General features: G+C 59.9%; 12 protein-coding genes and 1 pseudogene. 10 read left to right on the top strand and 3 right to left on the bottom strand.

Annotation, left to right across the window (positions count from 1 at the left end; genetic code table 11):
• Window positions 1-5: 5 nt before the first annotated feature.
• Window positions 6-1,313, top strand: a complete 1,308-nt coding sequence (locus CR157_RS17620) for a nucleotide sugar dehydrogenase (protein ID WP_110284853.1) — start codon at window positions 6-8, stop codon at window positions 1,311-1,313.
• Between the two features lie 83 nt (window positions 1,314-1,396).
• On the opposite strand, the gene CR157_RS17615 is transcribed toward CR157_RS17620, so the two are convergent.
• Entirely contained in the window at window positions 1,397-1,975 is a 579-nt protein-coding gene (locus tag CR157_RS17615; protein ID WP_110284852.1) for a superoxide dismutase, read from the bottom strand.
• A 282-nt stretch (window positions 1,976-2,257) separates the two neighbouring features.
• On the opposite strand from CR157_RS17615, the gene CR157_RS17610 reads away from it, so the two are divergent.
• The 9 genes and pseudogenes from CR157_RS17610 (at window position 2,258) to CR157_RS23370 (ending at window position 15,450) form a co-directional block, all read left to right on the top strand.
• The gene (locus CR157_RS17610; RefSeq protein WP_146218732.1) at window positions 2,258-3,169 is read left to right on the top strand and encodes a hypothetical protein; all 912 of its coding nucleotides are present in this window, start codon (window positions 2,258-2,260) and stop codon (window positions 3,167-3,169) included.
• An 89-nt stretch (window positions 3,170-3,258) separates the two neighbouring features.
• Complete coding sequence (gene tamA, locus CR157_RS17605; protein ID WP_258364223.1) at window positions 3,259-5,076, top strand: autotransporter assembly complex protein TamA; 1,818 nt, start codon at window positions 3,259-3,261, stop codon at window positions 5,074-5,076.
• A 20-nt stretch (window positions 5,077-5,096) separates the two neighbouring features.
• Window positions 5,097-9,095, top strand: a complete 3,999-nt coding sequence (gene tamB, locus CR157_RS17600) for an autotransporter assembly complex protein TamB (RefSeq protein WP_110284850.1) — start codon at window positions 5,097-5,099, stop codon at window positions 9,093-9,095.
• A 35-nt stretch (window positions 9,096-9,130) separates the two neighbouring features.
• A pseudogene (gene msrA, locus CR157_RS17595) lies at window positions 9,131-9,484 on the top strand (peptide-methionine (S)-S-oxide reductase MsrA); the annotation flags it as partial.
• A 133-nt stretch (window positions 9,485-9,617) separates the two neighbouring features.
• Window positions 9,618-10,154, top strand: coding sequence for a peptide-methionine (S)-S-oxide reductase MsrA (gene msrA, locus CR157_RS17590; RefSeq protein WP_110284849.1), 537 nt, complete (start codon window positions 9,618-9,620; stop codon window positions 10,152-10,154).
• Between the two features lie 346 nt (window positions 10,155-10,500).
• Window positions 10,501-12,015: an SAVED domain-containing protein gene (locus tag CR157_RS17585; protein WP_110284848.1), complete on the top strand. Its 1,515-nt coding sequence runs from the start codon at window positions 10,501-10,503 to the stop codon at window positions 12,013-12,015.
• A gap of 15 nt (window positions 12,016-12,030) precedes the next feature.
• A complete protein-coding gene (locus CR157_RS17580) occupies window positions 12,031-13,140 on the top strand; it encodes an SMODS domain-containing nucleotidyltransferase (RefSeq protein ID WP_110284847.1) in 1,110 nt (369 codons plus the stop codon).
• 415 nt (window positions 13,141-13,555) lie between these two features.
• The gene (locus tag CR157_RS17575) at window positions 13,556-14,968 is read left to right on the top strand and encodes a ThiF family adenylyltransferase (RefSeq protein ID WP_181422108.1); all 1,413 of its coding nucleotides are present in this window, start codon (window positions 13,556-13,558) and stop codon (window positions 14,966-14,968) included.
• Window positions 14,965-15,450 carry a Mov34/MPN/PAD-1 family protein gene (locus CR157_RS23370; protein WP_110284845.1) on the top strand — a complete coding sequence of 162 codons (486 nt, stop codon included), beginning with the start codon at window positions 14,965-14,967 and terminating at the stop codon, window positions 15,448-15,450. The genes CR157_RS17575 and CR157_RS23370 overlap by 4 nt, the downstream gene beginning before the upstream one ends.
• 54 nt (window positions 15,451-15,504) lie before the next feature.
• Here CR157_RS23370 and CR157_RS22405 read toward each other — a convergent pair whose 3' ends face one another.
• On the bottom strand, window positions 15,505-15,945 hold the full coding sequence (locus tag CR157_RS22405) for a hypothetical protein (protein ID WP_146218730.1): 441 nt from the start codon (window positions 15,943-15,945) through the stop codon (window positions 15,505-15,507).
• Between the two features lie 10 nt (window positions 15,946-15,955).
• Window positions 15,956-16,768 (bottom strand): tyrosine-type recombinase/integrase (locus CR157_RS22850; RefSeq protein WP_146218729.1); only part of this gene is annotated, 813 nt, incomplete at its 5' end.

The following is a 16,768-nucleotide window of genomic DNA, read 5'->3' as shown; positions in this document are numbered from 1 at the left end:
GTCCCATGCGGGTACTGATCCATGGCAGTGAACTCTCTGCCGCCACCGCCGCGGCGGCGCTCTCCTGGGTGGGACACCGGGTGACCTGGGTGCCCCATGCCAGCGCCCCCTGGGCTCGGCTCGCGCGTGCGGAGTGGCTCAACCGTGAACCCCGGCTGGTCCAGCAGCTCGAGGAGGGCATCGCCCGGGGAAGCCTGCGCCTGGTCGAGGCCGAGGCCCTGGCGCCGGATGACGGCGAGGGCACCGAGGTGCTCTGGCTGGCTCTCTCGCCCGAGCAACGCGGCGATCTCGCCACGCCGGTCGGTACGGTCGCCGAACGGGCCGCCGACGGCCTGGTGCTGGTCAACAACTCCACCTTTCCGGTGGGCGAGACCGAGCGGCTGGAGGCGCTGCTGAACGGCCGCGGCGTGGCCGTGGCTCTCCCCGACCTGCTGGAAGAGGGGCGCGGCTGGGAGACCTTCACCCGCCCCGGTCGCTGCCTGCTGGGCTGCGACGACGACGCGGCCGAGCACCGGGTCCGCGAGTTGCTGCGGGCCTTCAACCGCCGCAGCGAAGTGTTCCAGCGCATGCCGCGGCGCGCCGCCGAGCTGGCCAAGCTGGCGATCAACGGCATGCTGGCGACCCGCATCAGCTACATGAACGAGATCGCCGGTCTGGCCGACAGCCTGGGGGTCGATGTCGAGTACGTGCGTCGCGGCATGGGGGCCGACTCGCGGATCGGCTACGAGTACCTCTATCCCGGTTGTGGCTTCGGTGGTCCCAATTTCTCCCGCGACCTGATGCGGCTGGCCGATGTGCAGTCGGCCAGCGGACGCCACTCGGCGTTGCTCGAGCAGGTGCTCGACATCAACGAGCACAAGAAGGAAACGCTGTTCCGCAAGCTCTGGACCCACTTCCACGGCCGCCTGCAGGGGCGCACCGTGGCGATCTGGGGGGCGGCCTTCAAGCCCGGCACCGCGCGCATCGATCACGCCCCGGTCCTGACGCTGCTGCGCTCCCTCTGGGCCCAGGGGGTCAGGGTGCGGCTGCACGACCCCTCGGCCGTCCACGCCCTGCTGGCCGAGGTCGGTGAGCATCCACTGCTCGAGGTGTTCGAGGGGGATCCCTATGAGGCCTGCAAGGGGGCCGATGCCCTGATGCTGGTCACCGAGTGGAAGGAGTACTGGAATCCCGACTGGCCGCGGCTCACGGGGTTGCTCGGCGAGAGGCTGCTGCTCGACGGCCGCAATATCTATGATCCGGCCTGGGCCGCATCCCAGGGGCTGTATTACCGGGGAATCGGGAGAAGAGCGGATCCCGTTGCTGCCCCATGACACCCGGCCCTGAAACGTAAACGGTCCCGCCAAATGGCGGGACCGTTTACGTTCGGTGGTGGTGACGCCAGGGCGTCAGGACATCAGCCGAAGTTCTGGGCGACGAAGTCCCAGTTGATCAGGGCCCACACGCTCTCCATGTACTTGGGACGGGCGTTGCGGTAGTCGATGTAGTAGGCGTGCTCCCACACGTCGATGGTCAGCAGCGGGGTCTGGCCATGGGCGATGGGGGTGTCGGCATTGCTGGTGTTGACGATGTCGACGCCGCCGTCATCGGTCTTGATCAGCCAGGTCCAGCCGGAACCGAAGTTGCCGATGGCATTGGCGTTGAAGGTCTCCTTGAACTTCTCGAAGGAGCCAAACTTGGCGTTGATGGCGTCCGCCAGGGCGCCGGTGGGCTCGCCGCCACCGTTGGGCGACAGGCAGTGCCAGTAGAAGGTGTGGTTCCAGACCTGAGCCGCCTGGTTGAACAGGCCGCCGGAGGAGGACTTGATGATCTCTTCCAGGGACTTGTCGGCGTTCTCGGTACCCGCGACCAGCTCGTTGAGCTTGGTGACGTAGGCCTGGTGGTGCTTGCCGTAATGGTAGTCGAGGGTCTCGGCGGAGATGTGCGGTTCCAGCGCGTTCTTCTCGTACGGCAGGGCGGGAAGTTCAAATGCCATTCAGGGACTCTCCTTTGTCGTCACGGTGATGAAACAGCACCTCATGGTGAAGGATTCATCGCCGCCACTGCAAGGGCCGGCCTCGAGGGCGTTGGCGCTGGCCCGTGCGTTCGGGGCGAAAAAAACCTTACACTAAGCAAACGCTGTGCAACTATTGTCGCGGCATCATAGCACCCGGGTCGGAAGGCGCCAATCCGATCGTCAGGCTCGGGGTTCCGTCACAAGGCTGCCACGCCTGCCGTCCGAGGCAGGTTTCATCGCTCGAGAGTTAAGGAGTTCGCCATGGCAGAGCGCCCGGATGACCGCCGGCATGCGCGACCGATCGTCCCGGACCCGGATTCCAGCCTGGCACCCCATCGTCTGCGTCCCCCGCCGCCGCCGCGTGTCTGGCCGCTGTGGCTGCTGGTCCTGGCGCTGCTCGCCGCTTTTGGCGCCCTGGCCTGGGCCGGCTGGGAGGAGCGGGCCCGCTTCGAGCGTGAGCTCGCGCGGATCTCCGGCGAGGTGTCCAATGTCCATGCCCGCTTCGACGCGGAGGAGGGGCGCGGCGAGGCCCTCGAGCGTCTCGAGTCGCGCCTCGATGGCCTGGCAAGCCGGGACGCGGAGCTCGAGGAACGCCTGGCAGGCCAGGAGGAGAGCATCCCGGCTCGACTCGCGGCCATCGACGAGCGCATCGCCGAACTGCAGCAACGGCAGGCGAGCCTCGCAGAGGAGGCCGCGACCCGCGATGCCGTGCTGGCCGCGACCCGACGTTCCCTCGATGCCCTGGAACGCGCCGGCGACGAGGGACGGGCCGCGTTGGACGAGCGCATCGAGGCGCTGCGTGATGCCCGCGAACGTGACGGGGAGGGCCTCGCCGGCCTGGATGAGCGGCTGGAGTCGCTGGAAGCCGAGGCGGGGCAGGGCGAGACCCTGGCCAGGCTCGAGTCCGCCCAGGCGGAACTGGCGATGGCCCACGGCGAGCTCGAGGAGCGCCTGACCCGCGAGGAACGCCAGCTGCAGGAGCGCCTCGACGAGTTGGCCGCGCGGGTGGCGGGGCTCGTCGACGAGGTTGAAGCCGCGGCGGCATCACGGGATGATGAAGCGGAGCGCACCGATGCCGTGGCGGGCAGACTGGGCGCGCTGGAAGCCGAGCTTGGCGAGTTACGCCGCTCGCAAGTCGCCCTGAGTGCCCGGATCGAGGCCCTGCGGCGCTGAGGTAAGGGTGCCAACGCCAAGCTAGGGAAGCCGTTGAGATGGGTAATCGCGTGTTCACACGCCTTGGGGCAGCGGCCTTGTGTCTTGGCATGATTCACTCGGCATTGGGCCTCGAGGCGCGCATCGACGGCGTAGGCGGCGATGTTGCGGAGAATGTCCGTTACTACCTGGATGGCCTCGATGCCGCGCGGTACAGCCGCTCGCGGGTCGAGGGCGAGGTGCAGCGACGCACCCGCGAGGCGATGCGGGTCTACGGCTACTACTCGCCTCAGGTGACCCACCGGTTGGCCGAGGGCGACCCGCCCGGGTACGTGGAGCTGATGATCGAGCCGGGCCCGCGGGTGAGAATCGAGACCCTCGACATTCGCGTCGAAGGCGATGCCGCCGAGGATCCGAGGTTCCGCGAGGCCGTTGCGGCCTTTCCGCTGGCCGAGGGTGACCCTCTGGTGCACGCCCCCTACGATCGGCTTCGCAGCCGGCTGGCCAACCTCTCGCTGGAACGCGGCTACTTCGACTGGCGTTTCGTCGAGCGCCGCATGGAGGTGCGCCCCCACGCCGAGAGTGCCCGCCTCTTCCTGGCCCTGGATAGCGGTCCTCGCCACCGCTTCGGCGAGGTCAGCATCGACGGCAGTCATATCGTGGAGGAGCGGTTGCGGCGCATGCTGCCGTTCACTCCCGGCGAGCCTTACCTGGCGAGTGAACTGGCCCGTTACAACCAGCGCCTGGGACAGACCGGCTGGTTTGGCTCCATCGCCGTACGCCCACGGTTCGGCGAGGCGGCGAGCCTGGCCCTGCCGGAGCGCCGGCTCGGCTTCTGGAACGAGGTGGAAGTCGCCGGTGGCGAGCTGGCCAGTCGGGCAGCGGGCGCCGACGGCCCGAGGCTGAGCGGCCCGGCGCTCGAGGGTGCCACGGCCCTGCATCGCCCCGAGCGGCCCGAGGTCCCCATCGACATCAGCGTGACCCCGGCCGATCGCCACAGGTTCGAGATCGGGGTGGGTTACGCCACCGACGTGGGGCCACGCACCCGCTTCGCCTGGAAACAGCCCTGGATCAACCGCTACGGGCACGGACTCGACCACAGCCTGTCCCTCGCCGCACCCGATCAACGCTTCACCGGCACCTACAACATGCCGCTGGCCAACCCGCTACGTGACAGCTATCGCTTCCAGTACGGCGTTCGTCAGCGCGACAACGAGGATACCCGCTCCCTGGAGGCGACCCTGGAAGCCGCCCGACGCTGGGAGTTCGAGAACCTCTGGGTGCAGACGCTCTTTGTGCGTACCACCTTCGAGGACTTCACCCAGGGGGACGAGGAAGCGCAGGTGGTGATTCTCTACCCCGGCATCAGTTGGTCGCGCACCCGGACCCGCAATCCCACTTTCCCCAACTGGGGGGATAGCCAGCGCATCGCCTTCGAGGTGTCCGACGGCCTGTGGGGTTCCGACGCCGACTTCCTGCGCATGACCGGCGAGACCCAGTGGATCCGCATGTTCGGCGAGGACACCCGCTTCGTCACCCGGCTCGGTCTCGGCGCCATCGAGACCGACGACTTCGACAAGATCCCCCCCTCGCTGCGCTTCTTTACCGGGGGCGATCGCAGCGTGCGCGGTTACGCCTACGAGGGCCTGGCCCCGCGCAACGAGGAGGGCGAGCTGCGCGGTGGCCAGCAGCTGCTCACCGCCAGCGTCGAGCTGCAGCGCCGGGTCACCGGGGCCTGGTGGGGCGCGGCCTTCGTCGACACCGGCGATGCCTTCGATGAGTGGTTGCCGGATGCCCTCAATACCGGTGCCGGCCTCGGCGTGCGCTGGATCTCGCCGGTCGGACCGATCCGCTTCGACGTGGCACACCCCTTCGATGACGAGGACAACGACTTTCGGATTCACTTCGCCATTGGTCCCGAGTTCTGATGGCCCCCTTGAGTAGAGGCATGAGAGCACGAGTATTGACCTGGGCGCTGGTTCGCCTGCTGATCCTGCTTCCCCTGTGGTTGCTGGGCCTGGCGGTGCTGGGCCTCGGCCTGGCGCTGTCGCCCTGGGGTACCGGGCTGTTGCTCGAGGAGGGCGCCAAGCGCGGCTTCTTCGAGCTGGAGGCCGTCGAGGGCGCGCCGCTCGATACCCTGGTACTGCACGGGCTGCGCCTCGAGGCGGGGCCGGCCAGGGTCGCCGCCGAGCGCCTCGAACTGGCCTGGGCCGACGACTGCCTGCTCGGCGGACGGCTGTGCCTCGAGGCGCTCGTCGTCGAGGGCGCGCGGATCCGCCTGGCAGAGGCGGACGACCGCGAACCGCGGGAGCCGCCCGAGACCCTCTCGCTGCCCTTCCCGGTGGAGATCCGCTCCCTCGCCCTGCTCGACGTGGAGGTGCAACTGGCCGATGGCAGCCGGCTCACCTGGGAGCGCTTCAGCACCGGCGCGGTGGCCGAGGCGGACACCCTGACCCTGCTGCCGACGCGACTGGCCGGCGCGCGGTTCCTGTTGCCACTCTCGCCGGGGGCCCGCCTTGCCCTCAGCGAGGCCGAGCATGAGGGACCACGGCTCAGTGCCGAGGCGATCGATGCCGCCATTGCGGCACGCTCGCCGCTGCCCGCGGCGGTCGCGGCCGAGCTCGAGGGACTGGCCGGCCTGCCGTTGGAGGAGCAGCCGCGGCGCACACTGCCCGAGGTACGCCTGCCGCTGCGCATCGAGGTGCCGGAGCTGCGGGTGGAGGACTTCGCCGTCGCCGGCCCGGTGGATTACGGGCTGCGGCGCCTGGACCTGACGCTGACCGCCGAGGGGCATCGGGTCGAGGTTGCCCCGCTCGAGGTGACGACGGTGGATGCCGACGCCCGGCTGACGGCCAGCATCGAGCTGCGTGACGACTATCCCCTCGAGGCGCGGCTCGACGCCGCCCTCTGGCTGCCCGAGGTGATGCCCGAACTGGCCGGGGAGCGCGTCGACCTGGCGCTCGACGGCGACCTCGGCGACCTCGGCGTCCGCCTGGGGCTAGCCGGCCCGGTCACCGCCACCCTCGAGGCCCGCCTGGACGCCCTGGACCCGACCCTGCCGTTCACGGCCTCCCTGGGGAGCGACCTGCTCCAGTGGCCCCTCCCCGGGACGCTGTCCACTCGGGACGAGGCGGCAGAGGAGGCCGCCGCCGCGCCGGCGAAGCCATACCTGGTGGAGGACCTCACCTTGCGCCTGGAGGGCAGCCTGCTGGCCTATCGGGTCGCCGCCTCGCTGATGGCGGAGGGGCCCGAGATCCCCTATACCCGGGTCGCCCTCACCGGCACCGGCGATTTCGAACACTTTGCCTGGACACCGCTGTCGGTGAGCCTCGGCCGCGCCTCGGTGGTCACCCGCGGCCGGGTCGACTGGGCCGAGGAGCTCGGTGTCGAGGCGGTGGTACGCCTGGACAATCTCGACCCCGGCGATTTCGTCGACGGCATCACGGGGCGGCTGGATGGCGACGCCGAACTGGGCTTCGTCCAGTCGCCGGCGGGCTGGCAACTGCGGGTTCCCCGGCTTGCCATCGACGGCGAGCTGCAGGAGCTGCCGATGTCGCTGCGGGCGAGTCTCGTCGGCGACAACGAGATGCGCTGGCGGATCGACTCCCTGGACTTCCGGCAGGGCGACAATCGCCTGACGGCCGCCGGCCGGGTCAGCGAACGGGCCATCGACCTCGCCGGTGAGATGGACCTGCCGGCCCTGGCCAGCCTGCACGAGGAGCTCTCGGGCAGCCTGGCCGGCGAGTTCACCGGCTCCGGCACCCTGGCCTCGCCACGGCTTGACCTGGACCTGACCGGCCAGGCCCTGCGCTTCGCCGAGCACCGCCTCGAGCGGCTGCGCCTGGCCGGCCGGGTCAGCGGCGTGGACGATCCCGAGCTGGACCTGCGGCTCGATATCGAGCGGCTCGATGCCGGCGGCCAGCGCTTCAGCGAGGTCGGCCTGCGCCTCGATGGCCGACTCTCCGCCCATCGCCTGAGCCTGGACGCCACCGCCGGCCGGGGCATGCCGCTCACCCGGGCCGCCCTGGTCCTGGAGGGCGCCATGGGCGCCGATCGCCAACGCTATACCGGCCGTCTGATGCCGCTGGAGGTCGATACCGACTACGGCGATATTCGCCTGGCCGAGGCCCTGGCCTTCGAGGCCGACCTGCCGGGCGGCAGCGTACGGATCCAGCCCTTCTGCCTGGGGCGTGCGCAGGGTGGCGTCCTCTGCCTCGAGGAGTCCCTGCAGGCCTCGGCCGAGCGGGGGCGGGCGTTGCTGGCGATCCGCGAGTTGCCGATGTCGCTGATCGAGGCGGCGGTGCCCGAGGACTGGGAACTGGCCGGTGCCACCGAGGCCACGCTGATCGCCGAGTGGCGCCAGGGCGGTGCACGCTGGCAGGCCGAGCTGGAGCTGGCCAGCGAGTTGGCCGTGCGTGGCCTGGACGCCTACGGCCAGCCCTGGGAGCTGCCCGCCTCGCGGCTCTCGCTGAGCCTGGCCGCCGACCAGGCGAGTGCCGATTTCGATCTGGCGCTGAGCCTCGCCGAGGCCGGCGACCTGCGCCTGGTGCTGCGGATCGATGACCCCGTTGGCAGCGGAGACCTGGACGGCCGGCTCTCCCTCGACGGCTTCCGGCTCTCCCGCTATCGCGCCCTGGTGGCCGGCATGGACACCCTCGAAGGGGTGCTGGAGGGAGACGTGCGCATCGGTGGCAACCGTGAGACGCCGGTCCTCGATGGCACCATCGGGCTCAGCGGCCTGCAGGTGGTCGGGAGCGAGGTGCCGCTGGAGGTGCGTGACGGCGAGCTCGAGGTGCGCCTCGCCGGCGACCGGGGGCGTATCAGCGGATTCGTCGCCGCCGAGGAAGGGCGGCTGGAGATCGATGGCGATGTCGGCTGGCCGAGTCCCGACGACTGGCGCATCGCCGTGAACCTGGATGCCCGTGAGCGACCATTGCTGGCGGTATTGCCGGAATTCGGCCGCCTGAGGGTCGCCCCGGATGTGCGGGTGCGGGTCAGGCCGGATCGCCTGCAGATACGCGGCCAGGTCCAGGTCCCCTGGGCACGGCTCGAGGTGGGTGAGATGCCGGAGTCGGCGGTGACGCCGAGCCCGGATGAGGTGATCATCACCCGCCGCGACGAGCGGCGGGCCGCGCGCCGGGCCGAACGCGCCGCCGAGGCGGGCGAGGAGGCCGCCGACGCGTCGGCGGCCCGGGCGCTGGCCGAGGCGGGCATGGCCGTGGACGTGCAGATCAGCCTTCGGCTCGGTCCCGACATGCAGCTCCAGGCCTATGGCCTGGAGTCGGGCCTGGCCGGTACCCTGGAGGTCCGCCAGCAGAACGGGCCGGTGCAGTTGTTCGGCGACGTCAACCTGGTCGGCGGGCGCTTCCGCGCCTATGGCCAGGACCTGCTGATCCGCCGGGGCAAGCTGCTGTTCAGCGGCCCCCCCGACCAGCCGCTGCTCGATTTCGAGGCGATCCGCAACCCCGCGGCGACCCAGGACGAGGTGATCGCCGGCCTGAGGGTTACCGGTACCGCCGCCGAGCCCCGGTTGCGGGTGTTCTCCGAGCCGGCCATGGACGAGGCGCGGGCGCTCTCCTATCTGCTGCGCGGTCGCCCGCCCGGGGACAGCGATACCGAGGGGGCGCTGGCGTCGGCGCTGCTGGGCCTGACCCTGGGCCGCACCGGCGGGGCCGTGGGTGTCATCGGCGAGGCCTTCGGCATCGATGACCTGACGCTGGAGACCGCCGGCGTCGGCGACGAGAGCCAGGTGCGTGTGAGCGGCCAGCTCACCGAGGATCTGCGGGTCAGCTACGGGGTGGGGGTCTTCTCGCCGATCGCCGAACTGACGGTGCGCTATACCCTGTGGCGGAACCTCTACCTCGAGGCGGTGTCCGGTGCCGCACAGGCGGTGGATCTCGTCTACACCTTCAGCCGGCCGGGGAGGCCACCCACGCCGAATGATTGATCGAACCCGAGCATCCAGTCCAGGAGGAGTCCGTGATGAGTATCGACCCTGCCCGCGCCCTGCCGGGGCGCGATACGCCGATGGAGATCAGCGGCATCCATGGCGTCAATGGCCGCTCCCTGGTGCCGCCGTTTGCGGAGAACCTTCGCGAGATCGTGCTGGGGCTGGGCTGCTTCTGGGGGGCCGAGCGCCTCTTCTGGCAGCTGCCCGGGGTCCATGTCACGGCGGTGGGCTATGCCGGTGGCGTCACCCCGAACCCGACCTATGACGAGACCTGCACCGGCCTGACTGGCCATGCCGAGGTGGTACGGGTGATCTTCGATCCCGCCGAGATCGACCTGGAACGGCTGCTGCGGGTGTTCTGGGAGGCCCACGACCCGACACATGGCTTAGGAGGACTGTCAATAGGTGATGTAAGTCACATACACTGATTTTGCTGATGTGTTTACATGAATAACATTTTTCGCCATATTCATGTAGATCGCATCGTAAGCTACGAGCTGTAAATAAGAGGATAAGAGAATGGTTAAAGAAGAATGCATCTTAGGCGGAGGTTGCTTTTGGTGTTTAGAATCAATTTTCTCTATGGTGAAAGGTGTAGAACATGTTGAGTGCGGCTATGCTGGAGGAGGGACTAATAATCCGACATATGAAGATGTATGCAAAGGAAGGACTGGCCATGCGGAAGTAGTAAAGATCGTATACAATGAAGAAAAAATTAGCTTTGAAGACATACTGAGTGTTTTTTTTGCCATACATGACCCAACCACTTTGAATAGACAGGGAAACGATGTTGGTACTCAGTATCGATCCGCAATATTTTACACAAACACTTATCAGAAGGAAGTGGCTAACACCTTCATCAAAAGACTCGAAAATGACAAAGAATTTCTCTCGCCAATTGTCACAGAGGTAGTGCCTCAGTCAAGTTATTTTCCTGCTGAAGAATATCATAATAGATTTTTTGAGAAAAATCCTAGCAACGCCTTTTGTCGATACTCAATTCCGCCAAAAATATCCAAGCTGAAAAAAAGGTTTAAAGAGCTTCTTTCTGATTGAAGATTTTTTAGATTGAGTTGAGTTGATTGAGCATCCAGCTTTTCTCTTCAACCACCATTTTCCTGTTGGTTTTTCGGAGTGAAGAGCGGATGAAATATGAAATATCATGCTGAAGGTGCCTCTACTGCAAACTGACACCCAGGCCTAGGGTTCGATATTCAGTTTATTCTTCCCATGAAGACTTTGGGAGAACCGTAGCCCCTTGCCTCTTACGCATTGAGTTGTGAGGAGAGGAGTGGCATTCCATAACGAGTGTGAAATCATCGTGGATCCAGCGGCTTGCCATCAAATAGGCACATCAGTAAAGTAGAGAAGCAAATTACTCACCAGCAACTGGGGGCCCCCAATGGCGCATGGTGCTGTTGCTGCACAAGCAGCTGGGCAAGACTTTCAGGGACGCATCTTCTGGCACTACGCTGCAGACCTTAGAAGAGTCCCCCCAGCCGTTCAAAAAGTTTGCTATGAGTATGATGCTGCTGCCGGCGTGGATGACGTGGTAGTGTTTTACACTGATCCTTTCCTGGATGGAAATCAGCATTATGAAGTGGATGCGATTCAAGCAAAATTCCACGTTGACCATAAGCATGCTTATTCTCTTACCTCTTTAACTGAAGCAAAGGATAACGGTAGCTCGCTCTTGCAGAAGATGTATTCTGGCTACCAAGAGATTAGAAAAAAAGGGCTACGTTGTCGCGCCATTCTGGAGACTAACTGGGGATGGAGTAACGAAGACCCTGTTGCGAAAGAAGTCCGTGCAAACAGACGGCTTCCGGATCGTTTTTTGACAGTTAATCCGCCGTCTCCACTTGCTAAAATCCGCAAGCAATGGCAGGACCATCTGGACATCAATGATAACGATCTGAGTGATTTTGTCAGAGATCTACGTCTCGATCTGTCACTTCCAGCCCTTGATCGTCAATTGAATGACTTAGGAGCTCGACTGGAGGCAGCAAGACTCAAACCCCTTTCCCCGAGTCAGCGCACGAACCCTTATGACAGCATTATCCGCCATCTTTTGCAGGCTCAGGAGCCCATAGAGATGGATCGTAACCGACTTGAGGAAATATGTCGGGAAGAAGGTCTTTTGGAAGATGCTGAGCCTCCTTCGATTGAAGGTCAAGTCGGTATCAGAAGCTTTATCCGTTGGAGTGAGCGGATGGAAGTGGACTGTCTCGCCCATGTCGATGTCACTGAATATTTCACCGGTGACCGCTATATTCGCAGCCCAGAACAATGGGAAGCCGTGCGAAAGAAGGTGACGACTTTCCTCGAAAAAGTTCTTCAAGCTGACAATGCGGACCGGATCGTGTTGGAATCTCATCTGACAATTGCATATTTGGCTGGACGCTGTCTTCCCCCTATTTCAGGGACGTCGATTATCCCAGTCCAAAAGCGTCCCCACGGTGGCCCTGAGCCATGGCGCCCAGCCCATCCGGTGCCGAAAGGGCTTCCAGGTTGGAATGTCGATGAGACAACGGGCATAGATGGGTCGCGAGATGTTGTTGTCGCGTTATCTGTCACCCACGATATATTGAACGACGCATTGCATTACTGCGAAGAGGCTGAACTTGTACCTCGTTCAATATTGCACTTTCGGCCTGAAGCTGGGCCTGGACCGGTCAGTGTTCTTGACGCATCTCACGCGCACCTGCTTGCCGCTGAGGGTGTGAAGCTTATCCGGCGAGCCAAACAGCACGGGGAGCGGGTCCATATCTTCATGGCTGCCCCAAACGCCTTGGCTTTTTTCTTAGGACAGATAATGACGGAATTAGTTGATCCTATTCAACTATATGAGCATGACCGACAAGGTGTTCACGGGGTACCATATTCCCCAAGCCTCAGTTTTCCTCCGCCACAATGAAAAGGAGCTTGAGCCATGGAGATACCAACTTATTTCAGTGACTTTTTATCGGAAATTCGGCTAACTGCCAATCAGCGTCAGGAGGCTAAGAAAGGTCACGAGACCCTACGGAAACGGTTAAATAATGATGATGACGTAAGGGATTGCATCATCTCCACTTTCATTCAGGGTAGCTACCGCCGTGCAACGGCAGTAAGGCCCAAGGGTGGAAAACGGTCTGATGTTGACGTCATTGTCGTAACAAATCTTGACGCAAAAACCCATACGCCAGATCAGGTGCTGAAACGCTTTAAAAAGGCTCTCGAGAAGTACTATCCAGGGAAATGTGAAATGCAGGGACGATCGATCGGAATCGAATTGTCTTCTGTTGATTTAGATGTGGTGGTCACCAGTGCCCCGTCGGAAGCTGCTAAACAGGTAACAGAATCTGCAGTGGTGACCAATAGTCTGTTTCTTGACGAACAAACGGATTGGAACAATCTGGTCGCAATCTTTGAAACTGCTGCTGGAGATGCAAGGGAGTGGAAGTCTAGTCCGCTACAGATTCCTGACCGCGAAACAAAAGAATGGCAACGAACTGATCCACTTGCTCAGATCGCCGTCGCCGCACAGAAAAATCAGGAGAGCGGCGGTCATTTTGTGAACGTAGTCAAAGCACTAAAGTGGTGGCGGGTTTCTCATGGAGAACTTCCTAAGTATCCAAAAGGCTATCCGTTTGAACGACTGATCACCGAATGCTGCCCGGATAACTGCAATTCGGTTGCCGATGGTATTACCCAAACGCTGGAGACATTTGTCCAAAAGTTTGCTATTGACGTGGCACTCGAGCGAGTTCCTCAGATGCCCGATTACGGAGTGCCGGAGCACGACGTTCTAAAACGTGTGGAGTTCAAAGATTTTGAGAAGCTGTACAATGTCATTAAAGATTTTTCACCTAAGGCTCGAGCAGCACTCAATGAACAAGACATGAGCAAGAGCGCCTGTATGTGGCGTGAGCTCTTGGGCAACAAGTTCCCGCAACCACCGGGTGGATGCAATCAGGCAGGTAACGGGAGCAATGGAGCAACATCAGGTTTCATAGCACCAGGGAAAAGCAGTGACCCAGGTCGTAAACGTTTTGCTTGAACCGTCAGACGCGTTGCGTGCAGCACGCCGGTCCCTTGATGGACTGTCATGCATCCAAGAAATTTCCTCTTGGGGGCGTTTATCGTCTGGTTCAAAACGTTGGGTCCTGCGGTTTGTTGTGGATACAGGTTACCAGGCCACTGAATTCGTGCCGAATCCGTCGGCCTGGTATGTCACTGTTGATGACAACTATCCTCTCGGAGCAATTCACATCTACCCTGCTGTAGAAGGCAGTATCACCGCTACTTTTCCTCATATGGCAAGGAATGAGCCTCCACAGACAAAATCCCCGTTCCGAACCGGGAATCTCTGTTTGACCACTCCAGATGGAATCTTTTCGCGGTTTGGGAGCCCGATAGAACCGTACGAGGTACATACTAGGTTAGAATGGCATGTAGGTCGGACTGTTGAATGGGTGAAAGCAGCGGCTAATGATGAGCTCCTCATAACTGGAGATCCATTTGAACTTCCGGTATTCCCGAACACTGATCTCATTAAGAAGGGAAAAAAATGGGTGCGCGTGGCATTTCAGGAGAATTCACGGCGGCTTTTGAAATGGAACGCACGGGACGAAGTCTGGGGGATGGTGCCTCTACATCCAGTTGCGGGACGTCAAGATGTTAAGGCAGCTGGTGATTTTGAAGATGGCCAAGGAAATTCCATTATATCGGCTTCCTGGGGGGAAGCTGTTGATCAGCGAAGTGGCGTGCAGTGGGCGGCTTGGCTTCGCCTGCCGGCACCGCCAGTGATGTCTCCCTGGGCAGCTCCACAGACATGGAGTGAATTAGCTGTTATTTGCCAAAAACTGGGTATCGATTTAAATCTCTTTATCAGCCAGCTGTCACGTTGGGGATGGCGAGAGACCTTACACTATGTGCTTGTTGGATTTCCCATCCCGGACCATGTTGGTGGTGAAGATGTCCAGATAGAGTGGAAAGCTATACGCCTTGAGCGACCTATTTCCCGGAAGATGCAGGTCGCGTCAGGGTTTCGCATCGGTCCCCGGCAACTTCAAATGCAAGTACAGTTGATGCTGGGTGGCAACAATTTTCTCAACTGGCAGCCAACAGAAAACTGGGAGACACAAGTCCTAAATGCTCGCGGGGCTTTTAAGCAGCCTCTGCGAAAGGCATGTATTCTAGCAGTTGGCGGCGGGGCTGTAGGCTCTAAGATTACAGAGACCTTGGCCCGGGGTGGATGCGAAGACATGACGATTGCTGATCCAGATACACTAGAAGCCGGAAACTTACGCCGTCACACCTTACTTTTGTCGAGTGTTGACCAAGATAAAGCCCGTGCTTTATCCATCCGGTTAAACCAGATATCGCCATACATGAATGCAGTGGCGTTTCCGGCCGCATTACCGACAGGAGGTGAAGGGCTAGACCGCTTAATGCGGAATACGGATCTTGTGTTAGATATGACCGCCGAGGACTCTGTGCTTTCAGTGCTGTCTATTTATTCTGACTTTACTCCTAGGACATTTATCTCGATCTCTTCTGGGCATGATGCCCGGCGACTTTTCTTTTACGCATATAAAGGGAATAACTTTCCTCTTGACGATTTCAACTCGGCTATAGATCCTTGGTTAGAACGAGAAATGATCGAACGGGAAGCGGAAGGAACCACTATGGGGGTGCCCAGTGCCCCTGGTTGTTGGCATCCGTTGTTCCCTGCGCGAGATGACAGCCTGCAGATATTGGCTGGTGCAGCTACTCGAATGATTGAGCGCTTCTACGCTGGTGAAATATCTTCTGGGCTGCATGTTCTTGAGCTACAAGATGATGCTATTACCGGGCTTCCAACACTCATGGCAGCGACTTTATGAGTACTGGCATACAGAAATATGGTAACCAGCGATACATAATTCTAGTTTCTGGCTCTGCCGCAGAAACTATGCAAAAACTAGCATCCCAAGCTGGGCAGCAGGAGACTGGTGGAATCTTGATTGGCTATTATCAGGATGGTCAGGCACGGATCACGGAAGCTACGCCTCCTCCCTCTGACTCCAGACGAAGCTACGCGCGTTTTGAGCGTGGGGTGAATGGGTTGAAGGCATACTTAGCGGATAAGTGGCTTTCCGAACCGCGTGAGTATTATCTAGGGGAATGGCATTCTCATCCGGCCACTTGGGCGCGTCCCAGCCCTACCGATCATTTGCAAATGCGGAAAATTTTGGACGATCCAAATATCGATTGTGCTTGCCCTATCTTGATTGTGGTTGCTGGTCACTCCAAGCCGTCACCAAAATTTAGCATCCATGTATACGATGGTATGACCAAATCACCGGCACCACTTTACCGTTGTTAAATGTAAATATGTTGATCTATAGATAACCTGGGCACCTTAATCTCATAAAGGACCTCAACGCTCCGTCAGCCTTTTAATAACTTCCTGCAGATGCTCGCACTTTTCTTTGTAAAATAATGCGTCTGCTTGATAGATAGAAATCTTTTCTAAAGCAGAATCCCTTTCTTTTGTGACCGATGCAATTTTTTCCTCAAGGATGAGCATCCTGTCTTTCTCAACCTCTTTCTTTGGGTTGCACTCCATGTTCTTTTCACTGAGGTCTGCTATATTATTGTTGTGAGCGTCAATTAATGATTTTATATCTTCATTCCATTTGCTGTTTAGAGCCATTGCGCTCTTCAGCCCAGCTTTTATCCACACTTCTTTATACTTCCATTTTGCATAAGGTTTTGCTGACTCAAGAAACTTGATAGCATTTATAAGATTCTCTCTATTGCGATTCTTCAACTCTTTCTTATGCTTTACTATACCTTTGACGCTACCCCTGGGCTTCATTAAACTCTCCTTAATCTTGGTTTATTTCATCAAGTTGAGCCAAAAGCTTGTTAATTTCTTCATTCCTTCTTCTCAAGTACTCTGTTTTCTGTTCATTATTTTTAAAAAAGCTAAGCATCCTAGCGTTTTCAGATTTTCTCCACTCTAACGTTTTGTATAAAGAAATGGCTGGCAGAATAGCATTATTACAATCAGCAGGCCGGCAATTGGAAAGATCGCCTCCGCATAAAGCCTTTTTTGGACGGTACATACAAAGTCCATCATCCGTTTGCTCTATTAATGCCTTAATCGGTAAAGTGGATAGAAACGATGCTTTTTCTTTTTTTGTCATACCAATAAATTTCTTTCGGATCGAGAGAACCTCCTTAGCACCTCCGCCTATTATTGGGATTTGTGATCCAAATAGCTCATTATACTTCTCTTGAGATAACTTAAACTTTTCGGCCTGCAGTTCAGAATAAATATTTATATCCCCGTAAACTTTAGTCATCTCTATATCGTAGTGCTTAAACTGGTCTTTTAACTCAACATACCCCATGCCACTGCGAACCGCTAGCCGAGCAAACTTCTTCCTAAATTGGTGAGTAGCTATAGGCCACAATTTACCATTGAATCTTATGTTGTGATACGAAATAAAGTTTTGTAGATTAGTACTGATTGCAGTTTTAGAAACTGGCCTAGCATGCACATGACTGCTTGCAAAAAGGAAAGGATTCCTGCGCTGATTACGGTAGATGTCAAGAAAGTTGTCGTGTCTGATCATTGTCACGCCGACTGTTTTTCTGGTTCGACCAGCGTGACTGCGGGTTCCCGCTCCGGATTG

Source organism: Halomonas sp. LBP4 (genome assembly GCF_003202205.1).
In the GTDB taxonomy this organism is placed as follows: domain Bacteria; phylum Pseudomonadota; class Gammaproteobacteria; order Pseudomonadales; family Halomonadaceae; genus Halomonas; species Halomonas flagellata.
Note: the sequence above shows the minus strand (reverse complement) of the source record. Positions and strands in the feature narration are given on the sequence as shown.

Coding starts and splice junctions, on each gene's coding strand:
- CR157_RS17620 (WP_110284853.1), top strand. CDS start 6: ATGCGGGTACTGATCCATGGCAGTGAACTCTCTGCCGCCACCGCCGCG.
- CR157_RS17615 (WP_110284852.1), bottom strand. CDS start 1,975: ATGGCATTTGAACTTCCCGCCCTGCCGTACGAGAAGAACGCGCTGGAA.
- CR157_RS17610 (WP_146218732.1), top strand. CDS start 2,258: ATGGCAGAGCGCCCGGATGACCGCCGGCATGCGCGACCGATCGTCCCG.
- tamA (WP_258364223.1), top strand. CDS start 3,259: ATGATTCACTCGGCATTGGGCCTCGAGGCGCGCATCGACGGCGTAGGC.
- tamB (WP_110284850.1), top strand. CDS start 5,097: ATGAGAGCACGAGTATTGACCTGGGCGCTGGTTCGCCTGCTGATCCTG.
- msrA (WP_110284849.1), top strand. CDS start 9,618: ATGGTTAAAGAAGAATGCATCTTAGGCGGAGGTTGCTTTTGGTGTTTA.
- CR157_RS17585 (WP_110284848.1), top strand. CDS start 10,501: ATGGCGCATGGTGCTGTTGCTGCACAAGCAGCTGGGCAAGACTTTCAG.
- CR157_RS17580 (WP_110284847.1), top strand. CDS start 12,031: ATGGAGATACCAACTTATTTCAGTGACTTTTTATCGGAAATTCGGCTA.
- CR157_RS23370 (WP_110284845.1), top strand. CDS start 14,965: ATGAGTACTGGCATACAGAAATATGGTAACCAGCGATACATAATTCTA.
- CR157_RS22405 (WP_146218730.1), bottom strand. CDS start 15,945: ATGAAGCCCAGGGGTAGCGTCAAAGGTATAGTAAAGCATAAGAAAGAG.